The sequence below is a fragment of the Pseudomonas aestiva genome, assembly GCF_039908605.1.
Classification (GTDB): domain Bacteria; phylum Pseudomonadota; class Gammaproteobacteria; order Pseudomonadales; family Pseudomonadaceae; genus Chryseomonas; species Chryseomonas aestiva.
Genome location: NZ_CP150916.1, coordinates 2,217,272 through 2,237,289 on the forward strand (window position 1 = coordinate 2,217,272; position 20,018 = coordinate 2,237,289).

The following is a 20,018-nucleotide window of genomic DNA, read 5'->3' on the forward strand; positions in this document are numbered from 1 at the left end:
CTCATCGGACCGATGGGCAGACCAGGCAGCCGCCTGCTAACTTGTACGACTTCCGCAACGACAGAGAGCTTCCAGATGCACTTTCGATCGCTGGGTCGTACCGATCTCAAGGTTAGCGCCATCGCGCTGGGCACCATGACCTGGGGTGAGCAGAACACCGAGGCCGAGGCCTTCGAGCAGTTGCGCGCCGCCAAGGCCGCCGGGGTCAACTTCATCGACACCGCGGAGATGTATCCGGTGCCGCCGCGCGCCGAGACCTACACCCGTACCGAGACCATCATCGGCAACTACTTCCGACAGCATGGCGATCGCGCCGACTGGATACTGGCCAGCAAGGCGGCCGGTCCGGGACGCGACATGGACTATATCCGCAATGGCGGGCTGGCCTTTACCAGGGCCAATCTCACCGCGGCGCTGGACGCCAGCCTGCAGCGTCTGAACACCGACTATCTGGATCTCTATCAGCTGCACTGGCCGGATCGGCGGACCAACTACTTCGGCCAGTTGGGCTATGAGCACAGCGATGCCGACTTCACGCCCCTCGAAGAGACCCTGGAAGCCCTGGATAGCCTGGTGAAGGCAGGCAAGGTCCGCCATGTCGGGCTGTCCAACGAAACGCCCTGGGGCGTGCAGCAATTCCTGCACCTGAGCGAGACCCGTGGCTGGCCGCGGGTGGTCTCCATCCAGAATCCCTACAACCTGCTCAATCGCAGCTTCGAGGTGGGTCTGGCCGAGCAGGCCATCCGCGAGCAGGTAGGCTTGCTGGCCTATTCGCCACTGGCCTTCGGCGTGCTGGCGGGCAAGTACCTGCAGGGCGCGCGTCCGGAGGGCGCGCGACTGACGCTGTTCGAACGCTTCCAGCGCTACAGCAATCCGCAGACGCAGCGCGCCGCCCAGGCCTATGTCGAGCTGGCCCGGGAGCGCGGCCTGGATCCGGCGCAGATGGCCCTGGCCTTCGTCACCAGTCGGCCTTTCGTGACCAGTAACATCATCGGCGCCACCTCGCTCGCCCAGCTGGAAAGCAACCTGGCGAGCAGCGAGCTGGTGCTGGACCGGGAAACCCTGGCCGCCATCGAAGCCATCCACGTCGACCAGCCCAATCCGGCGCCCTGATCGCGTGGTATCCGGCGCTCGGTACAGCCGTTGTACCGAGCGTCTTCTTGCGCGCGGCGAAAGGCGGCCCTGACCAACAGGGCAGGGGCGCAAGGGTTGCTGTCCGCGACGCCTATTAAAACCGTGGCCCTGAAGGCTTAGAGTCAGTCGGACCTTCCACGCCTGCAGGTGTCCGTCATGACGTCGTATGAAATCGTGCTCCTGGGTGACCAGGATGCATCCATCATTGCCCACCAGGCCATCCCCCACGCCCTGGCGCTGACGGCCCTGGCGCTGGGTGTCACGCTGAGATCCCGCTGGTTGCCGACTGTAGAAGCCGATGGCGCCCTTGCCCACTGCGACGGCCTCTGGTGCGTGCCCGGCAGTCCCTATCGCCATCGCGAAGGGGTGCTGGCGACCCTGCGCACAGCCCGCGAACAGCGGATTCCCTTTCTGGGTACCTGTGGCGGGCTGCAATACGCGCTCCTGGAGTACGTCCAGTCAGTACTGGGCTGGACGGACGCCGCGCACGGTGAAGACGATCCGTTGGCGACCCGCGCGATGCTCACGCCCCTGAGCTGCGCCCGCATCGAGGTGCAGAATCAACTCCGGCTGCTGCCGGGTTCGCGCCTGGCGGAGGCGGCCGGCGCCGAACGGGTCGAGGCCACCTATCGCTGTCGCTTCGGGGTAAATCCCGCCTATCTGCCGACCTTGCTCGCTGCCGGCTGGCGCGTCCTCGCCTGGGATGAAGAAGGGCTACCCGCGGCGTTCGAACTGGAAAGCCATCCCTGTTATTTCGGCACCCTCTATCAGCCCGAGCGGGAGGCGCTGGCCGGTCGGGTCCCCTCGGTGGTGCGCGCCTGGCTGGAGGCGGTGGTCGCGACACGGAGCCTAAGGACATGAGTCGGCTGGAGCTGCCCGAGGACTGCGTGGTGATCGCCTTCATCTCGCAGCGCACGGACGAGGATCCCGACTATGAGCGGATGGCCGCGCGCATGGTGGAGTTGGCGCAGGCGCAACCGGGCTTTCTCGGCATGGAGTCGGTACGCGGCGCCGATGGCCGGGGCATCACCCTGTCCTACTGGATCGACCAGGCGGCGGTCGCGGCCTGGGGTGCCCATCCGGAACATCGGCAGGCGCAGCGCCTGGGCCATGAACGCTGGTATCGCTGGCATGACACCCGGGTCATGCGACTGCTGCCGTCGCGGTCCGGGGCCGGTGTCATTCCAGACGGATCGCGCCCAGGGCCGGGGTAACGCGAATCCAGCCGATGCGGCTGTCTTCGCCGATCAGCATGACTTTCTTCCAGGGGCGGAAGGGCGCGCTGTCCAGGACCAGGATGCGATCACCCGGCTCGAGCATGACGATCAGCTGGCGGTTGGCGACCAGGCTGCGTTCCGGCATGGCGGGATACTGCATCAGCGGAATCTGGCCACCGCGGATCTGCCAGGTCTCGCCACTGGCCGCGTTGATGAAGGTCGGCAGCCGCGTCAGCAGGATGGCCAGCGCGAAGAACCCGATCAGCAGCAGGACGAGCCGCTGCGTCACGGTGCGGACGGCAACGATATCGGGTGACAGCTTGCCAATCGAGGACATGGGAATGGCTCTGGGCGGCGGACGGTAGAGGTTCGATGCTACCGTCGTGCGGCCAATTGACATCATTCACATGAAGGAAAGGTCAACGGCTGCTCATTCGCCAGTGCCAGACTGTGAACGGCTGCAAAAGCGGCCGGCTAGAGGGGCGGCTTCAGGGCGCCAGCTGGCGGGTGACTTCCAGGGCCTTGTCGAAGGACGGGTAGCCACTCTTGGCGACCGCCAGCTCGCCATAGGCGCTCTTGTAGGTCTGCGCCTGGATCGGATCCGCCTCGGGCACCAGGAAGGGGTCGGTGTACATGCGATAGAGCAGGGCATAGGCCAGCGGATAGCGATGATCGGCGGAGGCGTTCAGCAATTCCAGGACATCGTCGGTCTGCGGACCCTGCTTGATGGCGATTACCGCCCGATAGAATTCCACCTCGCCATCGGCGCTGGTGCCGCCATTGCGCAGGAGCAGGGCATCCGCGAGCTTGAGCTGTTCCTCACTGCCACCCAGGACCAGCAGCTTGGCCTGCAACAGGTCGTTCTGGCGCAGCAGGGTGGTCTGTTCCGCGCTCAGTGGCCGCGTTTCCGCTGCCTCGTGGTGACCGCCCAGGGAGCAGCCGGCGAGGGAAACACACAGCAACGGGAGCATCCATTTCTTCATGTCGAGATCTATCCGCGGAGTCGTGACGCTGGTTCCAAACTTTGGACGATAGCAGTTCTTTGCGGCTTTGCGCAGAACCGGAAGGCAATCCTGGAGTCGTATCCGCACGTCCACAGAGCGCCCATGCCTGGCTATTTCCAGCGTCGCGCGCTTCGGGCATTGTATGCGACAAGCGGCTGGATAGACCGCCGTTCGTTTTGCCTTCACGTACAGATCAAAGGACTCCCATGATCACCAAATGTCTGTTTCCGGCAGCCGGCTATGGCACTCGTTTTCTCCCTGCGACCAAGGCCATGCCCAAGGAAATGCTGCCCATTGTGAACAAGCCGCTGGTGCAGTACGCCGTGGAGGAAGCTCTGGAGGCGGGCCTGCATCAGATCGGGATCGTCACCGGTCGTGGCAAGCGCTCGCTGGAAGACCATTTCGACATCAGCTACGAGCTGGAAAGCCAGATCAAGAACACCGACAAGGAAAAGTACCTGGTCGGCATTCGCAAGCTGATCGACAACTGCACCTTCTCCTACACCCGTCAGGTGGAAATGAAGGGCCTGGGCCACGCCATCCTGACCGGCCGCCCGCTGATCGGTGACGAGCCCTTCGCCGTGGTGCTGGCGGACGACCTTTGCCTGAACCTGGACGGCGACAGCGTCCTCAAGCAGATGGTCAAGCTGTACAACCAGTTCCGTTGCTCGATCGTGGCCATCCAGGAAGTCCCGGCCAACGAGACCAACAAGTACGGCGTGATCGCCGGCGAGATGATCCGCGACGACATCTACCGCGTGAACAACATGGTCGAGAAGCCCAAGCCGGAAGATGCCCCTTCCAACCTGGCGATCATCGGCCGCTACATCCTGACCCCGGACATCTTCGACCTGATCGAGCAGACCGAGCCGGGCAAGGGTGGCGAGATCCAGATCACCGACGCCCTGATGAAGCAGGCGCAGGACGGTTGCGTACTGGCCTACAAATTCAAGGGTCAGCGTTTCGACTGCGGCAGCGCGGAAGGCTTCGTCGAAGCCACCAACTTCTGCTTCGAGCATCTGTACAAGGCGCTGTAAGACGCCCTGTGCACTGGACCAGGCCACCTGCGGGTGGCCTTGTCGTTTCTGGCGGTTGGCCATCCGCGCCGCTGCCCGGGGTGGCCTTGCGTTATGCTGGCGCCAGCAGCTGCAGAGAGAGAGTTCCATGACGACCTTTGATTTCGACCTCTTCGTGATAGGCGCCGGTTCGGGCGGCGTGCGCGCGGCGCGTTTCGCCGCCGACTTCGGGGCCCGGGTGGCGGTCGCGGAAAGCCGCTACCTCGGCGGCACCTGCGTCAACGTGGGCTGCATGCCCAAGAAATACTTCATCTACGGTGCCTCCTTTCGTGACGAATTCCGCCAGGCCCGTGGCTATGGCTGGGACGCCGAGGTCCCGGCCTTCGACTGGAATACCCTGGTCGCCAGCAAGGACCACGAGATCCGCCGGCTGAACGGCATCTACCGGGCCTTGCTGGTCAACAGCGGGGTGACCCTGCTGGAAGCCCATGCCCGCATCCTCGATCCCCATACCGTCGAGGTCGAAGGCCAGCGCTATCGCTGCGAACGCATCCTCATCGCCACCGGTGGCTGGCCGGACGTGCCGGACTTCCCCGGGCGTGAGCACGCCATCACCTCCAACGAGGCCTTCTACCTGCCGGAGCTGCCCAAGCGGGTGGTGGTGGTGGGGGGCGGCTACATCGCCGTGGAATTCGCCTCGATCTTCCAGGGCCTGGGCGCCCGCACCACGCTGCTGTATCGCCGCGAGCTGTTCCTGCGCGGCTTCGACCAGGGCGTGCGCGAGCACCTGCGCGACGAGATGCTCAAACGTGGCCATGACCTGCAGTTCAATGCCGACGTGGCGCGGATCGACAAGGCCGCCGATGGCAGCCTGCAGGTGACGCTCAAGGATGATCGGGTGCTGGAAGCCGATTGCGTGTTCTATGCCACCGGCCGCCGACCGATGCTGGATGACCTGGGGCTGGAAAACACCGGGGTCGCCCTGGATGCGCGGGGCTTCATCGAGGTCGGCGAGACCTTCCAGACCACCGAGCCGTCGATCTACGCCATCGGCGACGTCATCGGCCGGGTGCAACTGACCCCGGTGGCCCTGGCCGAGGGCATGACCCTGGCGCGGCACCTGTTCAATCCGGACAGCTATCGCCCGTTGAACTACGACCTGATCGCCAGTGCGGTCTTCAGCCTGCCCAACCTGGCCAGCATCGGCCTGAGCGAGGAAGAGGCCCGCGAACGTGGCCATCGGCTGAAGATCTTCCAGAGCAGCTTCCGGCCGACCAAGCTCAGCCTGACCGATGTCCAGGAGCGCACCCTGATGAAGCTGGTGGTGGATGCCGACAGCGATCAGGTACTGGGCTGCCACATGGTGGGACCGGATGCCGGCGAGCAGATCCAGTGCCTGGCCATTGCCCTCAAGGCCGGGGCGACCAAGGCTTGCTTCGACGACACCCTGGGCATCCATCCCACGGCTGCGGAAGAGTGGGTCACCATGCGCAAGCCGGTTCGCGAGGACGAGGCGCGCTGATCGGGCGCCTCGCCATTGCGCGCATCACTTGGGTAGCGGCGCTACCACGGGTGTGACAGGCACTACCGCCTCACGCTTGGCGTAGCGCTGGGCCAGTACCGCGCAGACCATCAGCTGGATCTGGTGGAACAGCATGATGGGCAGCAGCACCGGCCCCATGGTGCTGCCGGCGAACAGCACCTTGGCCATGGGCACCCCCGTGGCCAGGCTCTTCTTGGAGCCGCAGAAGACCACGGTGATCTCGTCTTCCTTGCTCATGCCCAGCAGCCGCGCGCTGTAACGCGTGGCCAGCAGCACCAGGGTCAGCAGGGTGGCGCAGATGAACACCAGGCCCACCAGCGACAGGATCGGTGTCTCGCGCCACAGGCCTTCGATCACCGCGGCGCTGAAGGCGGTGTAGACCACCAGCAGGATGGACCCCTGGTCGACGAACTTGAGCTTGCCCTTGTGGCGATCGACCCAGTGGCCGATCACCGGGCGCAGCAGCTGGCCGGCAACAAAGGGCAGCAGCAGCTGGACGCAGATCTTGACGATGGCGTCGAGGGTGCTCTGGCCGTCCGAGCCGCCATGGGCGTCGAGCAGCAGCCGTACCAGCAGCGGAGTAAGGAAGATGCCGAGCAGGCTGGACAGCGACGCACTGCAGACCGCCGCCGAGACATTGCCGCGAGCCATGGAGACGAAGGCGATGGACGACTGCACGGTGGCGGGCAGGGCGCACATGAACAGCACGCCAAGATAGAGCTCCGGTGTCACCAGGGGCGCCAGCAGCGGCTGCAGCGCCCAGCCAAGCAGCGGAAAGCTGACGAAGGTGAAGGCGAACACCAGCAGGTGCAGCCGCCAGTGGGTGATGCCGGCCACCAGCGCCTGGCGCGACAGCTTGGCGCCATGCAGGAAGAACAGCAGGCCGATGGCGATGTTGGTCACCACGTTGGCGACCTGGGCAGCGAGGCCCTGGCAGGGCAGCACGCTGGCCAGGATCACCGTGGCAACCAGCAGCAGGGTGAAGTTGTCGGGCATCAGGCGGGGACGAGCCATGGTCTCTCTCGGGTTGTCTGTGGATGGCCTCAAGGCTATCGTCTCCTGACCTAGCCGACTAACGCGAAAAGCCCCAATGATGTCGTCAAACGGACAGTCTGCGGTCGAACGTCCCGTTCCCGCGCTCGCTCACCTGCCCCGGCGGCTCTATGCCCGCGTCGAGTCCCTGGCGCAACCGGCCTGGACACCCTGGCACCGACATCCCTGGGGGCAACTGTCCTATGCCATCCGGGGGGTGCTCACGGTGACCACCGCTGAGGGCAGCTACGTCGCGCCGCCGCAGCGGGCGGTGTGGATCGCCGCCGATGTGGAGCACCAGGTGCGTTCCTCGCCGCAGGCGGAGATGCGCAGTCTCTATGTTAGCGCCGAGGCGGCGCCCTATGTCGGCGAGCGCTGTCGCGTGGTGGCGGTCAGCCCCTTGATCCGCGAGCTGATCAAGACCTTCAGTGGCTTCGCCCGGGAATATGATGAGGACGGCGCTGAAGGCCGGCTGGTGTCGGTGATGCTCGATCAGCTGCAGGCGGCGCCCGAGGTGGGGTTGTCGCTGCCGGCGCCCCAAGATGGCCGGCTGCGGCTGCTGTGCGAGGCCCTGGCGGCCAATCCGTCGGACGACCGTACCCTGGCGCAATGGTCGGGGGTGCTGGGGGCGTCGGAAAAGACCCTGAGTCGTGCCTTCCTGCGGGATACCGAGCTGACCTTCAGGACCTGGCGCCAGCGGTTGCGGCTGATCAGCGCCCTTGAACGCCTGGAGCAGGGCGCCGCGGTGACCGAGGTGGCGCTGGATTGCGGCTACAACTCGCCATCGGCCTTCATCGCGGCCTTTCGCCGCCAGTTCGGCGCGACGCCCGGGGCCTTCGCCCTGGGCGTCTAACCGTCAGGCGGTGGCGCCGAGCAGGCTCAGGTAGTCACCAAAGCCGCCGCGAGCCCGGCAGTCCAGCCGTGAGCTGGTGCGCACCCGCACGCTGTTGCTCCAGGCGATACGCGCGCCCTGGGTCTTGAGCGCGGTGACCAGGGTGACGTCCTCGTCCACGGTCATGGAGGGAAAGCCCCCGGCGCGCAGGTAGGCCGCCGCCGAGATGCCAAAGTTGGCGCCGTGGATGTGCTGATGGCCTTCACGATCGTGATAGGCCGCCTCATAGCGCGCTCTCAGACCGGGGGAATGCGGGGCCCAGTCGTCCACCTCGACCACACCGCAGACGGCATCGGCGCCGTAGGCGAGTTGGGCGGCAAACCAGTCCGGCGCCACCTCGGAGTCGGCATCGGTGCAGGCCAGCCAGCGCGCGCCCCGCTGGATCAGGTGGGCCGCGCCGGTCGCCCGGGTCAGGCCGACGTTGCAGGCCCAGACCTCCAGTGCGGTTACCGGCAGGCGACGAACGATGTCGGCGGTGCCGTCGGTGCAGCTGTCCAGCACGATGACGATCTCGACGGTCTCACCCAGCAGGGCCGGATGCCGCGCGGCGCGCAGCACCGATTGCAGACAGCGTTCGACGTGTTGCTCTTCGTTATGAGCGGGTATCACGGCACCTATCATAGAAGCTGCTCCCGGCGGGCGACGGAGGTGGGATCGGAAGACCAGAGGGTGAGGACGAAATCGGCTTCTTCGAGCTGGCTCAGGCGATGCAGGCCGGGCAGGGCGGCCATGCGTGCGTGGACCTGGTCGCCGGTCAGGGCGCAGCCGTCGATGGGGTGGCGCCAGTGGCAGCCGAGCAGCACCCCGCCGGGCAACAGGGCGCTGTGGGCGCGATCCAGCAGGGCATCCAGGCCGCGCTCACCGAGGTAGTAGCCGATCTCGCTGATGACGATGAGATCAAAGGCGCCCGCGGGCCAGGCGTTGGGCAAAAGCGCGTGCCGTACCTCGACGTGGGGCTGGTCGGCCAGGCGCTCGCTAGCAGTGGCGACCGCCGAGGCATTGCCGTCGCTGACCAGCAACCGTTCGCAGCGTTCGGCCAGGCGCCGGGACAGTTCACCGGTAGAGCAGCCTGGCTCATAACCGTGCGTGTAGCGGCGATGCGGCAGCACGGCCAGGGTCAGATCGCGCTTGCGCGCCTCGTACCAGCGATGGCGGTAGTCCCAGGGGTCTTCGCTGTTGGCGTAGAGCGAGTCGAAATAGCTCATGGAGACAGTCACGTCAGATAGACCTCCCAGGCACGGGTAAGACGGGCAACCACCGCAGGCGGCAGGATCGGCCCCTGTCCCGTGCTGGCGTCCTCGGTCAGCTGACTGCCAAAGGCGCTGACCGCACGCTTCTTCAGCGCGAGGACGTCTTCTTCCAGATCCAGGCGCCGCGCCCGGTCCCAGGGCACGCGCGGATCACCGGGAGCGGCCCAGTGCCAGGTCCAGACCGGCACCTCGATGCAGCGAGCCCCGCGCAAACGGCAGGCTTCCACCGCCGCACGGCCGGTCGCCTCGTGATCGGGATGGCCATCCAGCCGCCAGGTGGCGAAGACCACGTCCTCGGGAGTGATGAACTCCAGCAGGCGCTGTTGCAAGGCGTCTTCCCGCTCGCTGACCTGACCGTCAGGGATCGCCAGGCGCGTCACGGTGGCGCGTTCCAGGCGCAGCCGGCGCAGGGCTTCGCGGGTTTCCAGCGGGCGGGTATTGCGCAGGCGGCTGGCGGGCCAGAGGGTGGACTGCGGATGGCTGCCATCGCCATCGGTGACCGCCACCAGCGCCAACCGGCGACCCAGTTCGCCCAGCAGGCAGAGCAGGCCGCCGCAACCGAGGATTTCGTCGTCCGGGTGAGGGGCGACCACTACGGCGCGATGTCCCGGCGGAACCAGTTGCGCGGCTTCGATGGCCGGCATCTCGCCAAAGCCTGACCACTGCAGCCACGCCTCGGGCGGGGTGCCGAGTCCTTGAATCTGACGATCGCCTACAGTTGCCAAGGGGCACCCTCCAGCAGATTGAGGTCACCCAGTACCGCCAGATCACGTTCGGCGTGACTCTGGCGCAGGTAGACGGGAAGGTCCGCCATGTGGCGGGCGCAATAGGCGTCACGGCACAGCGGCGCGGCGCCGAAGGCGCGGCCGGTATGGCGGATGACGATTTCGGCGCACTGCTCGACCAGGGCCCGCAACTGGCAGACGGGATAGCGGGCGTCCGCCTCAGGATTGAGGTCGATCCAGTGGGCGGCCTGGCGCAAGGCCGTGACGGCGCCGAGCAGGGCGGCGTCCACGTGGCCCAGGTGCGCGAGGGCATGGGGTTCGCGATGACGCTTGCAATGGGCGCGCAGGGTATCGGCCAGGGCGGTGGCTGAGCCATACCAGCAGGCGGCGATGCCGCCGCCGCCATGCCAGAAGCCGGGACGGTGCAGGTACCGACCGGGAGCCCCGACCAGCACGCCGGCGGCGCCATCGAAGAGCACATCGACGCTACCCGTGTGCTGCATACCGATGGCGCGCCAGCCGTCCTGGGTAACCTCGACGCCGGGTTGCTTCATTTCCACCGCCACCAGCATCGGATGGTCGTCCATCCAGGCGGTGACCAGGGCATGGCTGACCAGGGCGGCGCCGGAGCACCAGGACTTGCGGCCGTGCAGGGTGACCATGCCGTCGGCGCTGTAGCGTACCAGCAGGCGGGCGTCCGGCGGCTCGGCAGCCCAGACGCCCCAGAGGCTTTCAGGCGGTACGTAGCCATCCAGTTCGCTCAGGATGGCCAGGGCATCGGTATGGCCCTCGTACAGCTTGACCAGGCCCAGATCATGATGGGCTACCTGGGCCAAAGCGCGCCAACGATCCAGGGTCTGACCCTGGCCGGGCAGGGGCAGGCGGTCGAGGCCGCGCTGATTGAGAATCTGGAGTCGGTGTTGCAGCAGTGCGGGAGTGACCTCGTCATAGGCCCACTCGTCCAGGGTGTCCTGAAGGCTATCCAGATCGATCGACATCGGCTCCATCCCGTGGCTGGCGACGGCGCTGTCCACGACAGCGCTCGTTAGTGCAGACCACGGGGAGCGATAAGGGGTTTCGCTTGGGCCCTATGCTGGCCGACGGCAGGCGTGTCGCTAGGCCACGCCCAGTCGTTTGCGCCGCGCGGCCGTGAGGCTCTGGCGCACCTCGGCATACCCGGCCCAGGGATCGTCCTTGAGCCCTTCGAGGCGTTGCAGGAGCGAATCGAAGCGCCATTGGTCGCTGCCCTGCAGGTCGGTCAGCTCGTCGCGCGCCACGGGCACCGAAACGCCGAGGTGGGGACGGGCGCGCAGGGAAAAGGCACTCACCGTGGTGGCGCCATGGCGATTACGCAGGTAGTCGACGAAGATCTTCCCCTGGCGGTTCCGGGCGCCCATCTTGGCGGCGAAGAGCTTGGGCAGGGTGTTGGCCAGGTGCTGGGCGGCCGCCTGGGCGAAGGCCTTGACGATGTCCCAATCCTGGCGCCGATCCAGGGGCACCACCAGGTGCAGGCCGCGGCCGCCGCTGGTCTTGACGAACGCCTGGAGGTCCAGCTCGTCGAGCAGGGTCAGCACCAGCTCCGTCGCTTCCACCATGCGCGACCAGGGCAGGGCGGGATCGGGGTCGAGATCGAGAATGAAGCGGTCGGGGCGATCGATGCGCGCGGCGGTGGCATTCCAGGTATGGAGCTCCAGCGTACCCATCTGGGCCGCGCCGATGAGCGCCTCGCGGCTGTCGATGACCATCAGCGGCGCGTGACCCGGATCCAGCTCAGGCGCGAGTTCGCGGATATGGGGGATCGCCAGGGTCTGCTTGTGCTTCTGAAAGATCTGCTCGCCGGCGATACCCTCGGGCGTACGGACCAGGGCCACGGGCCGATCGGCCAGGTGCGGCAGGATCCAGTCGGCGACGGCGGCGTAATAGCCTGCCACGTCGAGTTTGCGCGCGCCGCTGGCCTCGTCGATGACGCGCTCGGGGTGGCTGATGCGCACTCCGGCGACGGTAGCCTCCTGCTGTCCGGCACCGGGTTTGCGCCGGGGCGGGGCGTCGGGACCTTCGGCTTCCCGTGCCGGCGCAGCCTGTTCGAGGCCGATACCCTCGGCGGGCTTGTCGTCACGCAGGCCATGGAAGACGCCCTGACGGACGATGCGATCCTGGGTCAGCTCGGCGTAGGCGATCTCGCACAGCTGCTCGGGCCGCAACCAGGTCACCTCGCGGTAGGCGGCGCCCCTGGGCGGATCCACCACCGGCGGCTGATCGACGATCAGCGGCTGGAATCGGGCGTGCAACTGCTTGAGCAGGGCGGCGGTAAAGCCGGTGCCGACCTTGCCGGCATAGTGCAGCCGGCCCTGGTCATCGTGCAGCGCCACCAGCAGCGCGCCCAGGTGCTGGCGGCCGCCCTTGGGCGGGGTGTAGCCGACGATGATGAATTCCTGGCGATGGGCGCACTTGAGCTTGATCCAGTCCTTGTTGCGCCGGGAGCGATAGGCACTGCCCAGGCGCTTGCCGATCACCCCTTCGAGGCCCAGTTCGCAGGCGCTGGCTAGGATGCGATCGGCCGGTACCTCGAAGGCGGCGGAAAAGCGCAGCAGGTCGCTGCCGTTGCCGTGCTCCAGCAGCTTGCCGAGCAGCTCGCGGCGCTGCTCGACCGGTACCTCGCGCAGATCCGCGCCATTGAGATAGGGCAGGTCGAACAGGTAATAGGCGATGCGGGTCGCCTTGCCGGTCTCGAAGGCATTCTGCAGCGCCTGAAAGCTGGAGATGCCCTGGGCATCGTTGACCACGATCTCGCCGTCCAGCCAGGCGTTTTCCAGACCAAGGGCCGCCAGGGCCCTGGCCTGCTCGGGCAGACGTTCGGTCCAGTCGTTGCCGCTGCGGGTGAAGAGGTGCACCTCACCACCCTCGATATGGGCGAGCAGCCGGTAGCCGTCGTATTTCACCTCGTACAGCCAGTCGCCGGCCGGCGGACTGTCGACCAGGGTCGCCAGTTGCGCCTCCAGGGTCTCGGGCAGCTTGGCCTTGCGTGCCTTGGCCTGGCGCGCCGGCGCCTTGGCTGCCTTCGGTTGGCTGGCGGTTTTGCCCTTGGACTTGGACTTGGGCTGCGCCAGCCGCGGCAGGGTTTTGTCGCTCAGCACGCTGTCGGGTTCGGCCGCGGTCACCTCGTAGTCGGCGCTGTCGCGGGCTTCAGCGTCGCGTTCCTTGATCAGCAACCACTGCGGCTTGTCGCCATGGCCCTGCAACCGGGTGCGTACCAGGGTCCAGTGGCCGCGGAGCTTTTCGCCGCGGAGTTGGAACTTGAGCTTGCCAGCGGCATAGGCTTCGGCCGCATCGCCCTCCGCCTGCCACTCGCCGCGGTCCCAGACGATGACATCGCCCGCGCCGTACTGGCCTTCAGGAATGCTGCCTTCGAAGCTGCCGTAGGCGAGCGGATGATCTTCCACCTGTACCGCCAGACGTTTTTCACTGGGATCCAGGCTGGGACCCTTGGGCACCGCCCAGCTCTTGAGGGTGCCGTCCAGCTCCAGACGGAAGTCATAGTGCAGGCGACGGGCATCGTGCTTCTGGATGACGAAACCCAGGACGCCCTTGGCCTTACGCCGGCGCGGACTGTCCTCGTCCCGCGGCTCGGCGGTGATGTCGAAGTTGCGCTTGCGGTTGTATTCGCTGGACGGGCTGGCCATGGCGGCGGTCCTCACTTGGCCTTGCGGGTACGGCTGGTGGCAGGGCTACGGCGGCTGGTCGAACGACCGGTACCCTTGGGCTTGGGCGCCTCCTTGGCCTTGTCCTGCTTGCCGCCCAGGCTGCGGCGCAGCAATTCGGTGAGGTCGATGACGTCGGCACCGCTGTCCTCGGTTTCGGGCTCCTCGGCGACAGCTTCCAGCTTGCCGTCCTTGAGCTTGCGTTCGACCAGGGCCATGACGTTGTCCTTGAAGGTGTCGTGGTACTGCTCCGGATCCCATTGCTCGGTCATCTCGTCCACCAGCCGCTGGGCCATGTCCACTTCCTTCTTGGTGACCTTGGCGTCCAGCCCTTCGAGCCCGACGTCTTCCGCGGAGCGGACCTCGTCGGCCCAGCGCAGGGTGTTGAGCACCAGCGCATCGCCCAGCGGCATGATCACCGCCAGGTGCTGCTTGGAGTGCATCACCAGGTTGGCCACGCCCACCTTGCCGGCGGCGCTCAGGGTGTCGCGGAGCAGGGCATAGACCTTTTCGCCGTTCTTGTCCGGCGCCAGGTAGTAGGGCTTCTCGAAGTGCAGGATGGAGATCTCCCGCGCCTCGACGAAGGTGAGGATGTCGATGGTGCGAGTGGCCTCGGGCAGCGCATTGTGGATCTCGTCCTCGCTGAGCACCACGTACTTGCCCTTGCCATGTTCGACGCCCTTGACGATGTGTTCGCTGGGCACCTCCTTGCCGGTGGTCTTGTTGATCCGCTTGTAGCCCACCGGATCGAGACTGCGTTCGTCCAGCCAGTCGAAGTCGATGCCCGATTGCCGGGTCGCCGAGACGACCGAAACGGGGATGTGCACCAGGCCGAAGCTGACGGCGCCTTTCCAGATCGAGCGGGGCATGGGCGTTCTCCTCTTGGGTGTCCCCTATGGATAGGCCGGCGATCCATCGGGTTCCGCCCTGCGGAACCCCGCTCCGCTGTTGGGTTCTACCCCCGGAACGACGCTTTTGCCGTCGCAGGTGCAGGGTAGAGAGGAGCAGGGCGTGGACAGTGTCGATCAAGAAGTTTTGCGCAAGACCCTGGCCTGGCGACGGGAGGGACAGGGCGTCAGCCTGTTCACCGTGGTCCAGACCTGGGGCAGTTCGCCCCGGCCGCCGGGCGCCATGCTGGCCCTGCGCGACGATGGCCAGGTCTGTGGCTCCGTGTCCGGTGGCTGCATCGAGGACGATCTGATCGCCCGACTGCACGCCGGCCAGTTCGCCGGGAAGCGCCCGGAGATCATCACCTACGGCGTCTCCGGCGACGAAGCCGCGCGTTTCGGGCTGCCCTGTGGCGGTACCCTGCGTCTGGTCCAGGAGCAGGTCGGTGACTGGCGCTGGGTCGAGCAGTTGCTGCAATGCTGCGACGGCCACGAACTGGCCTTGCGTGAGCTGGACCTGGCGACCGGCGAGGTGCGGATTTCCAGCACCACCCACGATGCGCCGGTCACCCTGGACGAGCAGCGGCTGCGCCTGGTCCATGGACCGCGCTGGCGCCTGCTGCTGATCGGTGCCGGTCAGCTGTCGCTCTATGTCGCCGACATGGCGGCCATGCTCGATTTCGAGGTGCTGGTCTGCGATCCCCGCGAGGAATTCCGTCAGGGCTGGGAGACGCGCCAGGCGCGTTTCATCTCCGGCATGCCGGACGATGCCGTGCTGTCGATCCGCCCGGACGAACGCACCGCGGTGGTAGCCCTGACCCACGATCCGCGCCTGGATGACCTGGCCCTGCTGACGGCGCTGCAGTCCGACGCCTTCTACGTCGGCGCCCTGGGCTCACTGCGCAACAATGACCGGCGGCGGGAGCGGCTGCTGCAGCTGGACCTGCCGGTCGCAGCGATCAATCGCCTGCATGGCCCCATCGGCCTGCATATCGGCAGTCACACCCCACCGGAAATCGCCCTGTCGCTGCTGGCAGAGGTGGTCGCCGTCAAGAACGGCATCGCTCTGACCCAGAAGAAGCGCGCCCTGGTGGCGGTGGAGCAGGTCGCCTAGGGATGGCCCCGGTTCAGGTGCTGATCCTCGCGGCGGGTGCCGGGAGTCGCTTCCGCGCCGCAGGCGGTGGCGACAAGCTGCAGGCCGCCTTGCCCGGACCGGCCGAGCTGACGGTGTTGCAGGCGACCTTTCGACTGTGGCGAGGCCTGGGTCTGCCGTGTCTGGCCGTGGTTTCGGACAGCGCTCCCTGGCGCGCCGAGCTGGCGCAACAGGAAGGCCTGGCAGTGCTGAGCCTGCCCACCACCGGCATGGGCGACAGTCTGGCCGCCGCGGTGCGCGCGACGTCCGGTGCGTCCGGTTGGCTGGTAACCCTGGGCGATATGCCCTTCGTACAGCCCGCGACGGCCCGGCAGTTGCTGGACCTCCATCATCCCGAACGTATCATCATCCCGACCTGCCAGGGCAGGCGTGGTCATCCCGTGCTCTTTGGTCGGAATTTTGCCGCTGCGCTAGGCGAACTCGAGGGGGACGAGGGAGCGAAACGGCTCCTGCGCGAGGGTTCGGTGCTAGAGCGGGAAGTCGCGGACGCCGGTATCCACCACGACATCGATACGCCCGCCGACCTGGAGAATACCGGACAGGTAGCCCCAGAACTTCCCCAATTCGCCGCTCTTCCAAGGGAGGAGCACCGCTTTTGGGGACACGCACTCATGAACACCATCGAGTCCATGCTGGACTATCTCAAGACCCGCGAACTGCAACTCACCACGGCCGAATCCTGCACGGCCGGCAAGGTCGTGGGGCTGCTGTCGGAGATACCCGGCAGCGGCGGCTGCATCGAATCGGGTTACGTCGTCTATTCCCCCGAAGCCAAGCAGCGTCTCCTGGGCGTCAGGCCGGAGACCGTCGAGCGTCATAACCTCACCAGCGAGGAAGTGGCGCGGGAGATGGCCGCCGGTGCCCTGCGTGACAGTCCGGCTCAGGTGGCCATCGCCAATACCGGGCTGGCCGGGCCCGGCGGAGCGGACGGCATTCCCCAGGGAACCGTCTGCTTCGCCTGGGGCTACCGGGTTGGCGATGACATCGTGCTCTATTCCGAAACCCGGCACTTCCCCGGCGATCGCGAGGCCGTGCAACTGGCGGCGGCCCGTCACAGCCTCGGCGCCGTGGTGCCCTATCATCAACGTCTCGAACGCGAATCAGAGGAGAACGCCCGATGACCGAAGCCCTTCAGCGCGACATCATCCAGGCCCTGCAGGTCCCCGAACATTTCGATGCGGCCGCGGAAGCGGAGCGTCGTATCCGGTTCCTCAAGGACTATCTGCTCGGCAGCCGGCAGGAAAGCTATGTGCTGGGCATCAGTGGCGGCGTGGATTCCTCCACCGCGGGTCGACTGGCCCAGCTGGCGGTGGAGCGCGCGCGCGAGGAAAGTGGCAATGCCCGCCTGAGATTCATCGCCATGCGGCTGCCCTATGGCGTGCAGCGCGATGAGGCGGATGCCCAGCGCGCCCTGCAATTCATCCAGCCTGACGAGACCCATACCGTCAATATCAAGCCCGCCAGCGACGCCATGCTCGCCTCGGTGCGCGAAGCCCGAGTGGCCTTCGATGACGAACTCCATGAAGACTTCACCCTGGGCAACATCAAGGCGCGCCAGCGCATGATTGCCCAGTACGCCGTAGCCGGCGCACGCCGGGGCCTGGTGATAGGCACCGATCATGCGGCGGAAGCGCTGATGGGTTTCTATACCAAGTTCGGCGATGGCGCCTGTGACCTGACTCCTTTGCACGGACTCAACAAGCGGCGGGTAAGGGCGGTGGCCGAGTGGCTAGGCGCACCGAACGAGTTGGTGCACAAGGTGCCGACCGCCGATCTGGAATCCCTGTCGCCTGGCAAGGCCGATGAAGATGCCTTCGGCATCACCTATGCCGAGATCGACGATTTCCTGGAAGGCAAGGCGGTAAGCCCGGCTACCCTGGAGATCATTCTCAATACCTACCGGCGTAGCGCCCACAAGCGCGATCTGCCCTATACACCTTTCTATTGAAATCATAGGGTTGCGAGTACTTATTTAGGTGATTTCCCGAATAGTAGCCTTAGTACGATTGCCATCCCGGCGTGTGCTGCGCTGCTATTCGACTAACACCAGGGCGTTCGTTGTTAGGTTAGATATCGCTTCATATATTTGATTTAAGCATATGATATTTCGGGATTTTTTCTGATTTTACGTCCCTGCCGGTCATTGAGGTTTGGCTGAACTTTTGCGCGCCGTCGGTGCTCAGACTCTTTCAGACACACCCGCGTGAGTGCTTCCGGTTGCAGTAGAGCCGCGGCTGTCTGGAGCGGCGTCCTCATGGACGTCGCTGCGGGTTACCGACTCCCTTTAGGGGTTCGGCCAGCCGGGCCTCTTTGGCGGTAAGCCAAGCAGTAGCGGGTTCATGACCAAGGTCGCAGCGCTGGCGCGTTGCGGCCTTTCACGCGTCCCAAGATGGAGTCAGGCTCGATGTCGAACACCGATCTCCCCGGTTCTTTTTCCACCCTTTCCCTCGACCCCGCTACCGCCGCCCAGACCCCGCGCATCGCTATAGAGGCGGTCACGCCGGCCGTGGACAATGGCCAGTTCCCCGCCAAGGGCATCGCCGGGCGGGTGGTCGAAGTGACCGCCAAGATCTTCGCCGATGGCCACGACAAGCTGGCTGCCAGTGTGCTCTGGCGTCAGGAGGGCGAAGAGAACTGGCAACAGGCCCCGCTGACGCTCGAGACCAATGACCTCTGGCGTGGACGCTTCACGCCGCCAGTCGTGGGCCGCTATGAATTCGTGGTCCAGGCCTGGTGGGATGTCTGGGGCACCTACCGCTACGAAATCGAGAAGAAGTACGCCGCGGGCGTCGGGCTGAACCTGGAACTGCAGGAAGGCCGCCTCCATGTCGAGCAGGCGCTGTCCCGTGCCGATCGCGAGCAGCGCGGCCCGCTCGAGGCCCTGCTGCAGCGCCTGGACCAGGCCGGTAGCGAAGGTGACAAGGTCGCCGTGCTGCTGGCGGGCGAGGCGAGCCAGGCCATGACCCCGGTGGACGCCTATGCCCACCTGACCCACAGCATCGAATATCCCCTGGACATCGAGCGCCTGCGCGCCGAATTCGCCAGCTGGTACGAACTCTTTCCCCGTTCCATCACCGATGATCCCCATCGCCATGGCACCTTTCGCAATGTGATCGGCGAATTGCCGCGCGTGCGTGACATGGGCTTCGATGTGCTGTATTTCCCGCCGATCCATCCGATCGGACTGGCCCATCGCAAGGGCAAGAACAACACCCTGGGTGCCGGCGCCGATCAGCCGGGCAGCCCCTATGCCATCGGCAGTCCGGATGGCGGCCACGATGCCGTGCATCCCGAGCTGGGTACCCTGGAGGACTTCCGCGCCCTGGTGGCGGCAGCCGCCGACCACGGCCTGGAGATCGCCCTGGACTTCGCCATCCAGTGCTCGCCCGACCATCCGTGGCTCAAGGAGCATCCGGGCTGGTTCTCCTGGCGTCCGGACGGCTCAATGCGCTACGCGGAGAATCCGCCGAAGAAGTACCAGGACATCGTCAACGTCGACTTCTATGCCCAGGACGCCGTGCCGGATCTGTGGCTGGCGTTGCGTGATGTGGTCTGGCACTGGGTGGAGCAGGGCGTGAAGATCTTCCGCGTCGACAACCCCCACACCAAGCCGCTGCCCTTCTGGGAGTGGCTGATCGCCGATATCCGCGGCCGCGACGCCGACGTCATGTTCCTCGCCGAGGCCTTCACCAAGCCGGCGATGATGGCGCGCCTGGGTAAGGTGGGCTACAGCCAGAGCTACACCTACTTCACCTGGCGTAACACCAAGGCCGAGCTGACCGAGTATTTCACCGAGCTCAACGAAGCCCCCCTGCGCGACTGCTACCGGCCGAATTTCTTCGTCAACACGCCGGACATCAACCCGGCCTTCCTGCAGACCAGTGGCCGCCCCGGCTTCCTGATCCGCGCGGCACTGGCGACCATGGGCTCCGGCCTCTGGGGCATGTACGCCGGCTTCGAACTCTGCGAGGGCGCGCCGCTCACGCCGGGCAAGGAGGAGTACCTGGATTCGGAGAAATACGAGCTGCGGCCGCGCGACTTCTATGCGCCGGGCAACATCATGGGCGAGATCGCCCAGCTCAATCGCATCCGCCGGCAAAACCCCGCGCTGCAAACCCATCTGGGGCTGAAGGTCTACACCTGCTGGAACGACCAGATCCTCTACTTCGGCAAGCGCACCGACGACCTGGGCAACTTCATCCTGGTGGCGATCAACCTGGATCCCTTCAATGCCCAGGAGGGCCACTTCGAATTGCCGCTGTGGGAGCTGGGCCTCGACGATCACGCCACCACCTACGGTGAAGACCTGATGACCGGGCACCGCTGGGCCTGGCACGGCAAGACTCAATGGACACGGCTGGAGCCGTCGATGCCCTTCGGCATCTGGCGCATCCAGGCGGGCCACTAGCGATACCTCGGGCGGAGCGCGTCAGGCCGCTCGGGGACAGATCCCCGAGTGCCTGGCGC

19 protein-coding genes and 1 pseudogene are annotated in these 20,018 nt (G+C 66.1%); 11 read left to right on the plus strand and 9 right to left on the minus strand.

Going from position 1 to position 20,018, the window contains the following annotated elements:
• Positions 1-75: 75 nt before the first annotated feature.
• The 3 genes from AABM56_RS10330 to AABM56_RS10340 all read left to right on the plus strand — a co-directional run bounded on the left by AABM56_RS10330 (position 76) and on the right by AABM56_RS10340 (position 2,348).
• Positions 76-1,113, plus strand: a complete 1,038-nt coding sequence (locus AABM56_RS10330) for an NADP(H)-dependent aldo-keto reductase (protein WP_133861822.1) — start codon at positions 76-78, stop codon at positions 1,111-1,113.
• A gap of 177 nt (positions 1,114-1,290) precedes the next feature.
• Positions 1,291-1,995 (plus strand): gamma-glutamyl-gamma-aminobutyrate hydrolase family protein, encoded by a 705-nt coding sequence (locus AABM56_RS10335; protein ID WP_347884068.1) that lies wholly within the window; start codon positions 1,291-1,293, stop codon positions 1,993-1,995.
• Positions 1,992-2,348 carry an antibiotic biosynthesis monooxygenase gene (locus AABM56_RS10340; RefSeq protein WP_133861820.1) on the plus strand — a complete coding sequence of 119 codons (357 nt, stop codon included), beginning with the start codon at positions 1,992-1,994 and terminating at the stop codon, positions 2,346-2,348. The genes AABM56_RS10335 and AABM56_RS10340 overlap by 4 nt, the downstream gene beginning before the upstream one ends.
• Here AABM56_RS10340 and AABM56_RS10345 read toward each other — a convergent pair.
• Positions 2,314-2,688 carry a hypothetical protein gene (locus tag AABM56_RS10345; RefSeq protein WP_133861819.1) on the minus strand — a complete coding sequence of 125 codons (375 nt, stop codon included), beginning with the start codon at positions 2,686-2,688 and terminating at the stop codon, positions 2,314-2,316. The two genes, AABM56_RS10340 and AABM56_RS10345, sit on opposite strands and share 35 nt — an antisense overlap.
• Before the next feature lie 151 nt (positions 2,689-2,839).
• Entirely contained in the window at positions 2,840-3,322 is a 483-nt protein-coding gene (locus tag AABM56_RS10350; protein ID WP_256664577.1) for a hypothetical protein, read from the minus strand.
• A gap of 239 nt (positions 3,323-3,561) precedes the next feature.
• Between AABM56_RS10350 and galU the strand changes: the two genes are divergently transcribed.
• Both galU and gorA read left to right on the plus strand, forming a co-directional pair.
• On the plus strand, positions 3,562-4,392 hold the full coding sequence (gene galU / locus AABM56_RS10355) for a UTP--glucose-1-phosphate uridylyltransferase GalU (RefSeq protein WP_133861817.1): 831 nt from the start codon (positions 3,562-3,564) through the stop codon (positions 4,390-4,392).
• 127 nt (positions 4,393-4,519) lie between these two features.
• Entirely contained in the window at positions 4,520-5,893 is a 1,374-nt protein-coding gene (gene gorA, locus AABM56_RS10360) for a glutathione-disulfide reductase (protein WP_133861816.1), read from the plus strand.
• A 24-nt stretch (positions 5,894-5,917) separates the two neighbouring features.
• Here gorA and AABM56_RS10365 read toward each other — a convergent pair whose 3' ends face one another.
• Positions 5,918-6,928 carry a bile acid:sodium symporter family protein gene (locus tag AABM56_RS10365; protein ID WP_133861815.1) on the minus strand — a complete coding sequence of 337 codons (1,011 nt, stop codon included), beginning with the start codon at positions 6,926-6,928 and terminating at the stop codon, positions 5,918-5,920.
• A gap of 76 nt (positions 6,929-7,004) precedes the next feature.
• On the opposite strand from AABM56_RS10365, the gene AABM56_RS10370 reads away from it, so the two are divergent.
• Entirely contained in the window at positions 7,005-7,799 is a 795-nt protein-coding gene (locus AABM56_RS10370; protein WP_133861814.1) for a helix-turn-helix domain-containing protein, read from the plus strand.
• A 3-nt stretch (positions 7,800-7,802) separates the two neighbouring features.
• On the opposite strand, the gene AABM56_RS10375 is transcribed toward AABM56_RS10370, so the two are convergent.
• From AABM56_RS10375 to AABM56_RS10400, 6 genes are all read right to left on the minus strand, one after another.
• Positions 7,803-8,459 carry a glycosyltransferase family 2 protein gene (locus AABM56_RS10375; protein WP_133861813.1) on the minus strand — a complete coding sequence of 219 codons (657 nt, stop codon included), beginning with the start codon at positions 8,457-8,459 and terminating at the stop codon, positions 7,803-7,805.
• On the minus strand, positions 8,456-9,055 hold the full coding sequence (locus AABM56_RS10380) for a trans-aconitate 2-methyltransferase (protein ID WP_166655921.1): 600 nt from the start codon (positions 9,053-9,055) through the stop codon (positions 8,456-8,458). The genes AABM56_RS10375 and AABM56_RS10380 overlap by 4 nt, the downstream gene beginning before the upstream one ends.
• Complete coding sequence (locus tag AABM56_RS10385) at positions 9,052-9,813, minus strand: PIG-L deacetylase family protein (protein ID WP_263259261.1); 762 nt, start codon at positions 9,811-9,813, stop codon at positions 9,052-9,054. Before AABM56_RS10385 ends, AABM56_RS10380 begins: the two co-directional genes overlap by 4 nt.
• Positions 9,801-10,847, minus strand: coding sequence for an acyl-CoA dehydrogenase family protein (locus AABM56_RS10390; protein ID WP_133861811.1), 1,047 nt, complete (start codon positions 10,845-10,847; stop codon positions 9,801-9,803). The genes AABM56_RS10385 and AABM56_RS10390 overlap by 13 nt, the downstream gene beginning before the upstream one ends.
• Before the next feature lie 81 nt (positions 10,848-10,928).
• Positions 10,929-13,493 (minus strand): DNA ligase D, encoded by a 2,565-nt coding sequence (gene ligD / locus AABM56_RS10395; RefSeq protein ID WP_347884069.1) that lies wholly within the window; start codon positions 13,491-13,493, stop codon positions 10,929-10,931.
• Positions 13,494-13,504: 11 nt separating this feature from the next.
• A complete protein-coding gene (locus AABM56_RS10400) occupies positions 13,505-14,380 on the minus strand; it encodes a Ku protein (protein WP_133861809.1) in 876 nt (291 codons plus the stop codon).
• Positions 14,381-14,522: 142 nt separating this feature from the next.
• On the opposite strand from AABM56_RS10400, the gene AABM56_RS10405 reads away from it, so the two are divergent.
• The 5 genes and pseudogenes from AABM56_RS10405 to AABM56_RS10425 all read left to right on the plus strand — a co-directional run bounded on the left by AABM56_RS10405 (position 14,523) and on the right by AABM56_RS10425 (position 19,959).
• Positions 14,523-15,512, plus strand: a complete 990-nt coding sequence (locus tag AABM56_RS10405; protein ID WP_133861808.1) for an XdhC family protein — start codon at positions 14,523-14,525, stop codon at positions 15,510-15,512.
• Positions 15,513-15,514: 2 nt separating this feature from the next.
• Positions 15,515-15,997, plus strand: a pseudogene (locus tag AABM56_RS10410) (NTP transferase domain-containing protein); the annotation flags it as partial.
• 165 nt (positions 15,998-16,162) lie between these two features.
• Positions 16,163-16,672 (plus strand): CinA family protein, encoded by a 510-nt coding sequence (locus AABM56_RS10415; protein ID WP_263259264.1) that lies wholly within the window; start codon positions 16,163-16,165, stop codon positions 16,670-16,672.
• Positions 16,669-17,499: an ammonia-dependent NAD(+) synthetase gene (gene nadE, locus AABM56_RS10420; RefSeq protein WP_263259259.1), complete on the plus strand. Its 831-nt coding sequence runs from the start codon at positions 16,669-16,671 to the stop codon at positions 17,497-17,499. Before AABM56_RS10415 ends, nadE begins: the two co-directional genes overlap by 4 nt.
• 456 nt (positions 17,500-17,955) lie before the next feature.
• Positions 17,956-19,959 (plus strand): alpha-1,4-glucan--maltose-1-phosphate maltosyltransferase, encoded by a 2,004-nt coding sequence (locus AABM56_RS10425; RefSeq protein WP_133861805.1) that lies wholly within the window; start codon positions 17,956-17,958, stop codon positions 19,957-19,959.
• The last annotated feature ends 59 nt before the right edge of the window (positions 19,960-20,018 follow it).

Excerpts from the sequence above, each read along its gene's own strand:
- nadE (WP_263259259.1), top strand. The coding sequence starts at position 16,669 with ATGACCGAAGCCCTTCAGCGCGACATCATCCAGGCCCTGCAGGTCCCC.
- AABM56_RS10400 (WP_133861809.1), bottom strand. The coding sequence starts at position 14,380 with ATGCCCCGCTCGATCTGGAAAGGCGCCGTCAGCTTCGGCCTGGTGCAC.
- AABM56_RS10415 (WP_263259264.1), top strand. The coding sequence starts at position 16,163 with ATGAACACCATCGAGTCCATGCTGGACTATCTCAAGACCCGCGAACTG.
- AABM56_RS10335 (WP_347884068.1), top strand. The coding sequence starts at position 1,291 with ATGACGTCGTATGAAATCGTGCTCCTGGGTGACCAGGATGCATCCATC.
- AABM56_RS10365 (WP_133861815.1), bottom strand. The coding sequence starts at position 6,928 with ATGGCTCGTCCCCGCCTGATGCCCGACAACTTCACCCTGCTGCTGGTT.
- gorA (WP_133861816.1), top strand. The coding sequence starts at position 4,520 with ATGACGACCTTTGATTTCGACCTCTTCGTGATAGGCGCCGGTTCGGGC.
- galU (WP_133861817.1), top strand. The coding sequence starts at position 3,562 with ATGATCACCAAATGTCTGTTTCCGGCAGCCGGCTATGGCACTCGTTTT.
- AABM56_RS10425 (WP_133861805.1), top strand. The coding sequence starts at position 17,956 with ATGTCGAACACCGATCTCCCCGGTTCTTTTTCCACCCTTTCCCTCGAC.
- AABM56_RS10345 (WP_133861819.1), bottom strand. The coding sequence starts at position 2,688 with ATGTCCTCGATTGGCAAGCTGTCACCCGATATCGTTGCCGTCCGCACC.
- AABM56_RS10330 (WP_133861822.1), top strand. The coding sequence starts at position 76 with ATGCACTTTCGATCGCTGGGTCGTACCGATCTCAAGGTTAGCGCCATC.
- AABM56_RS10350 (WP_256664577.1), bottom strand. The coding sequence starts at position 3,322 with ATGCTCCCGTTGCTGTGTGTTTCCCTCGCCGGCTGCTCCCTGGGCGGT.
- AABM56_RS10375 (WP_133861813.1), bottom strand. The coding sequence starts at position 8,459 with ATGATAGGTGCCGTGATACCCGCTCATAACGAAGAGCAACACGTCGAA.
- AABM56_RS10340 (WP_133861820.1), top strand. The coding sequence starts at position 1,992 with ATGAGTCGGCTGGAGCTGCCCGAGGACTGCGTGGTGATCGCCTTCATC.
- AABM56_RS10370 (WP_133861814.1), top strand. The coding sequence starts at position 7,005 with ATGATGTCGTCAAACGGACAGTCTGCGGTCGAACGTCCCGTTCCCGCG.
- ligD (WP_347884069.1), bottom strand. The coding sequence starts at position 13,493 with ATGGCCAGCCCGTCCAGCGAATACAACCGCAAGCGCAACTTCGACATC.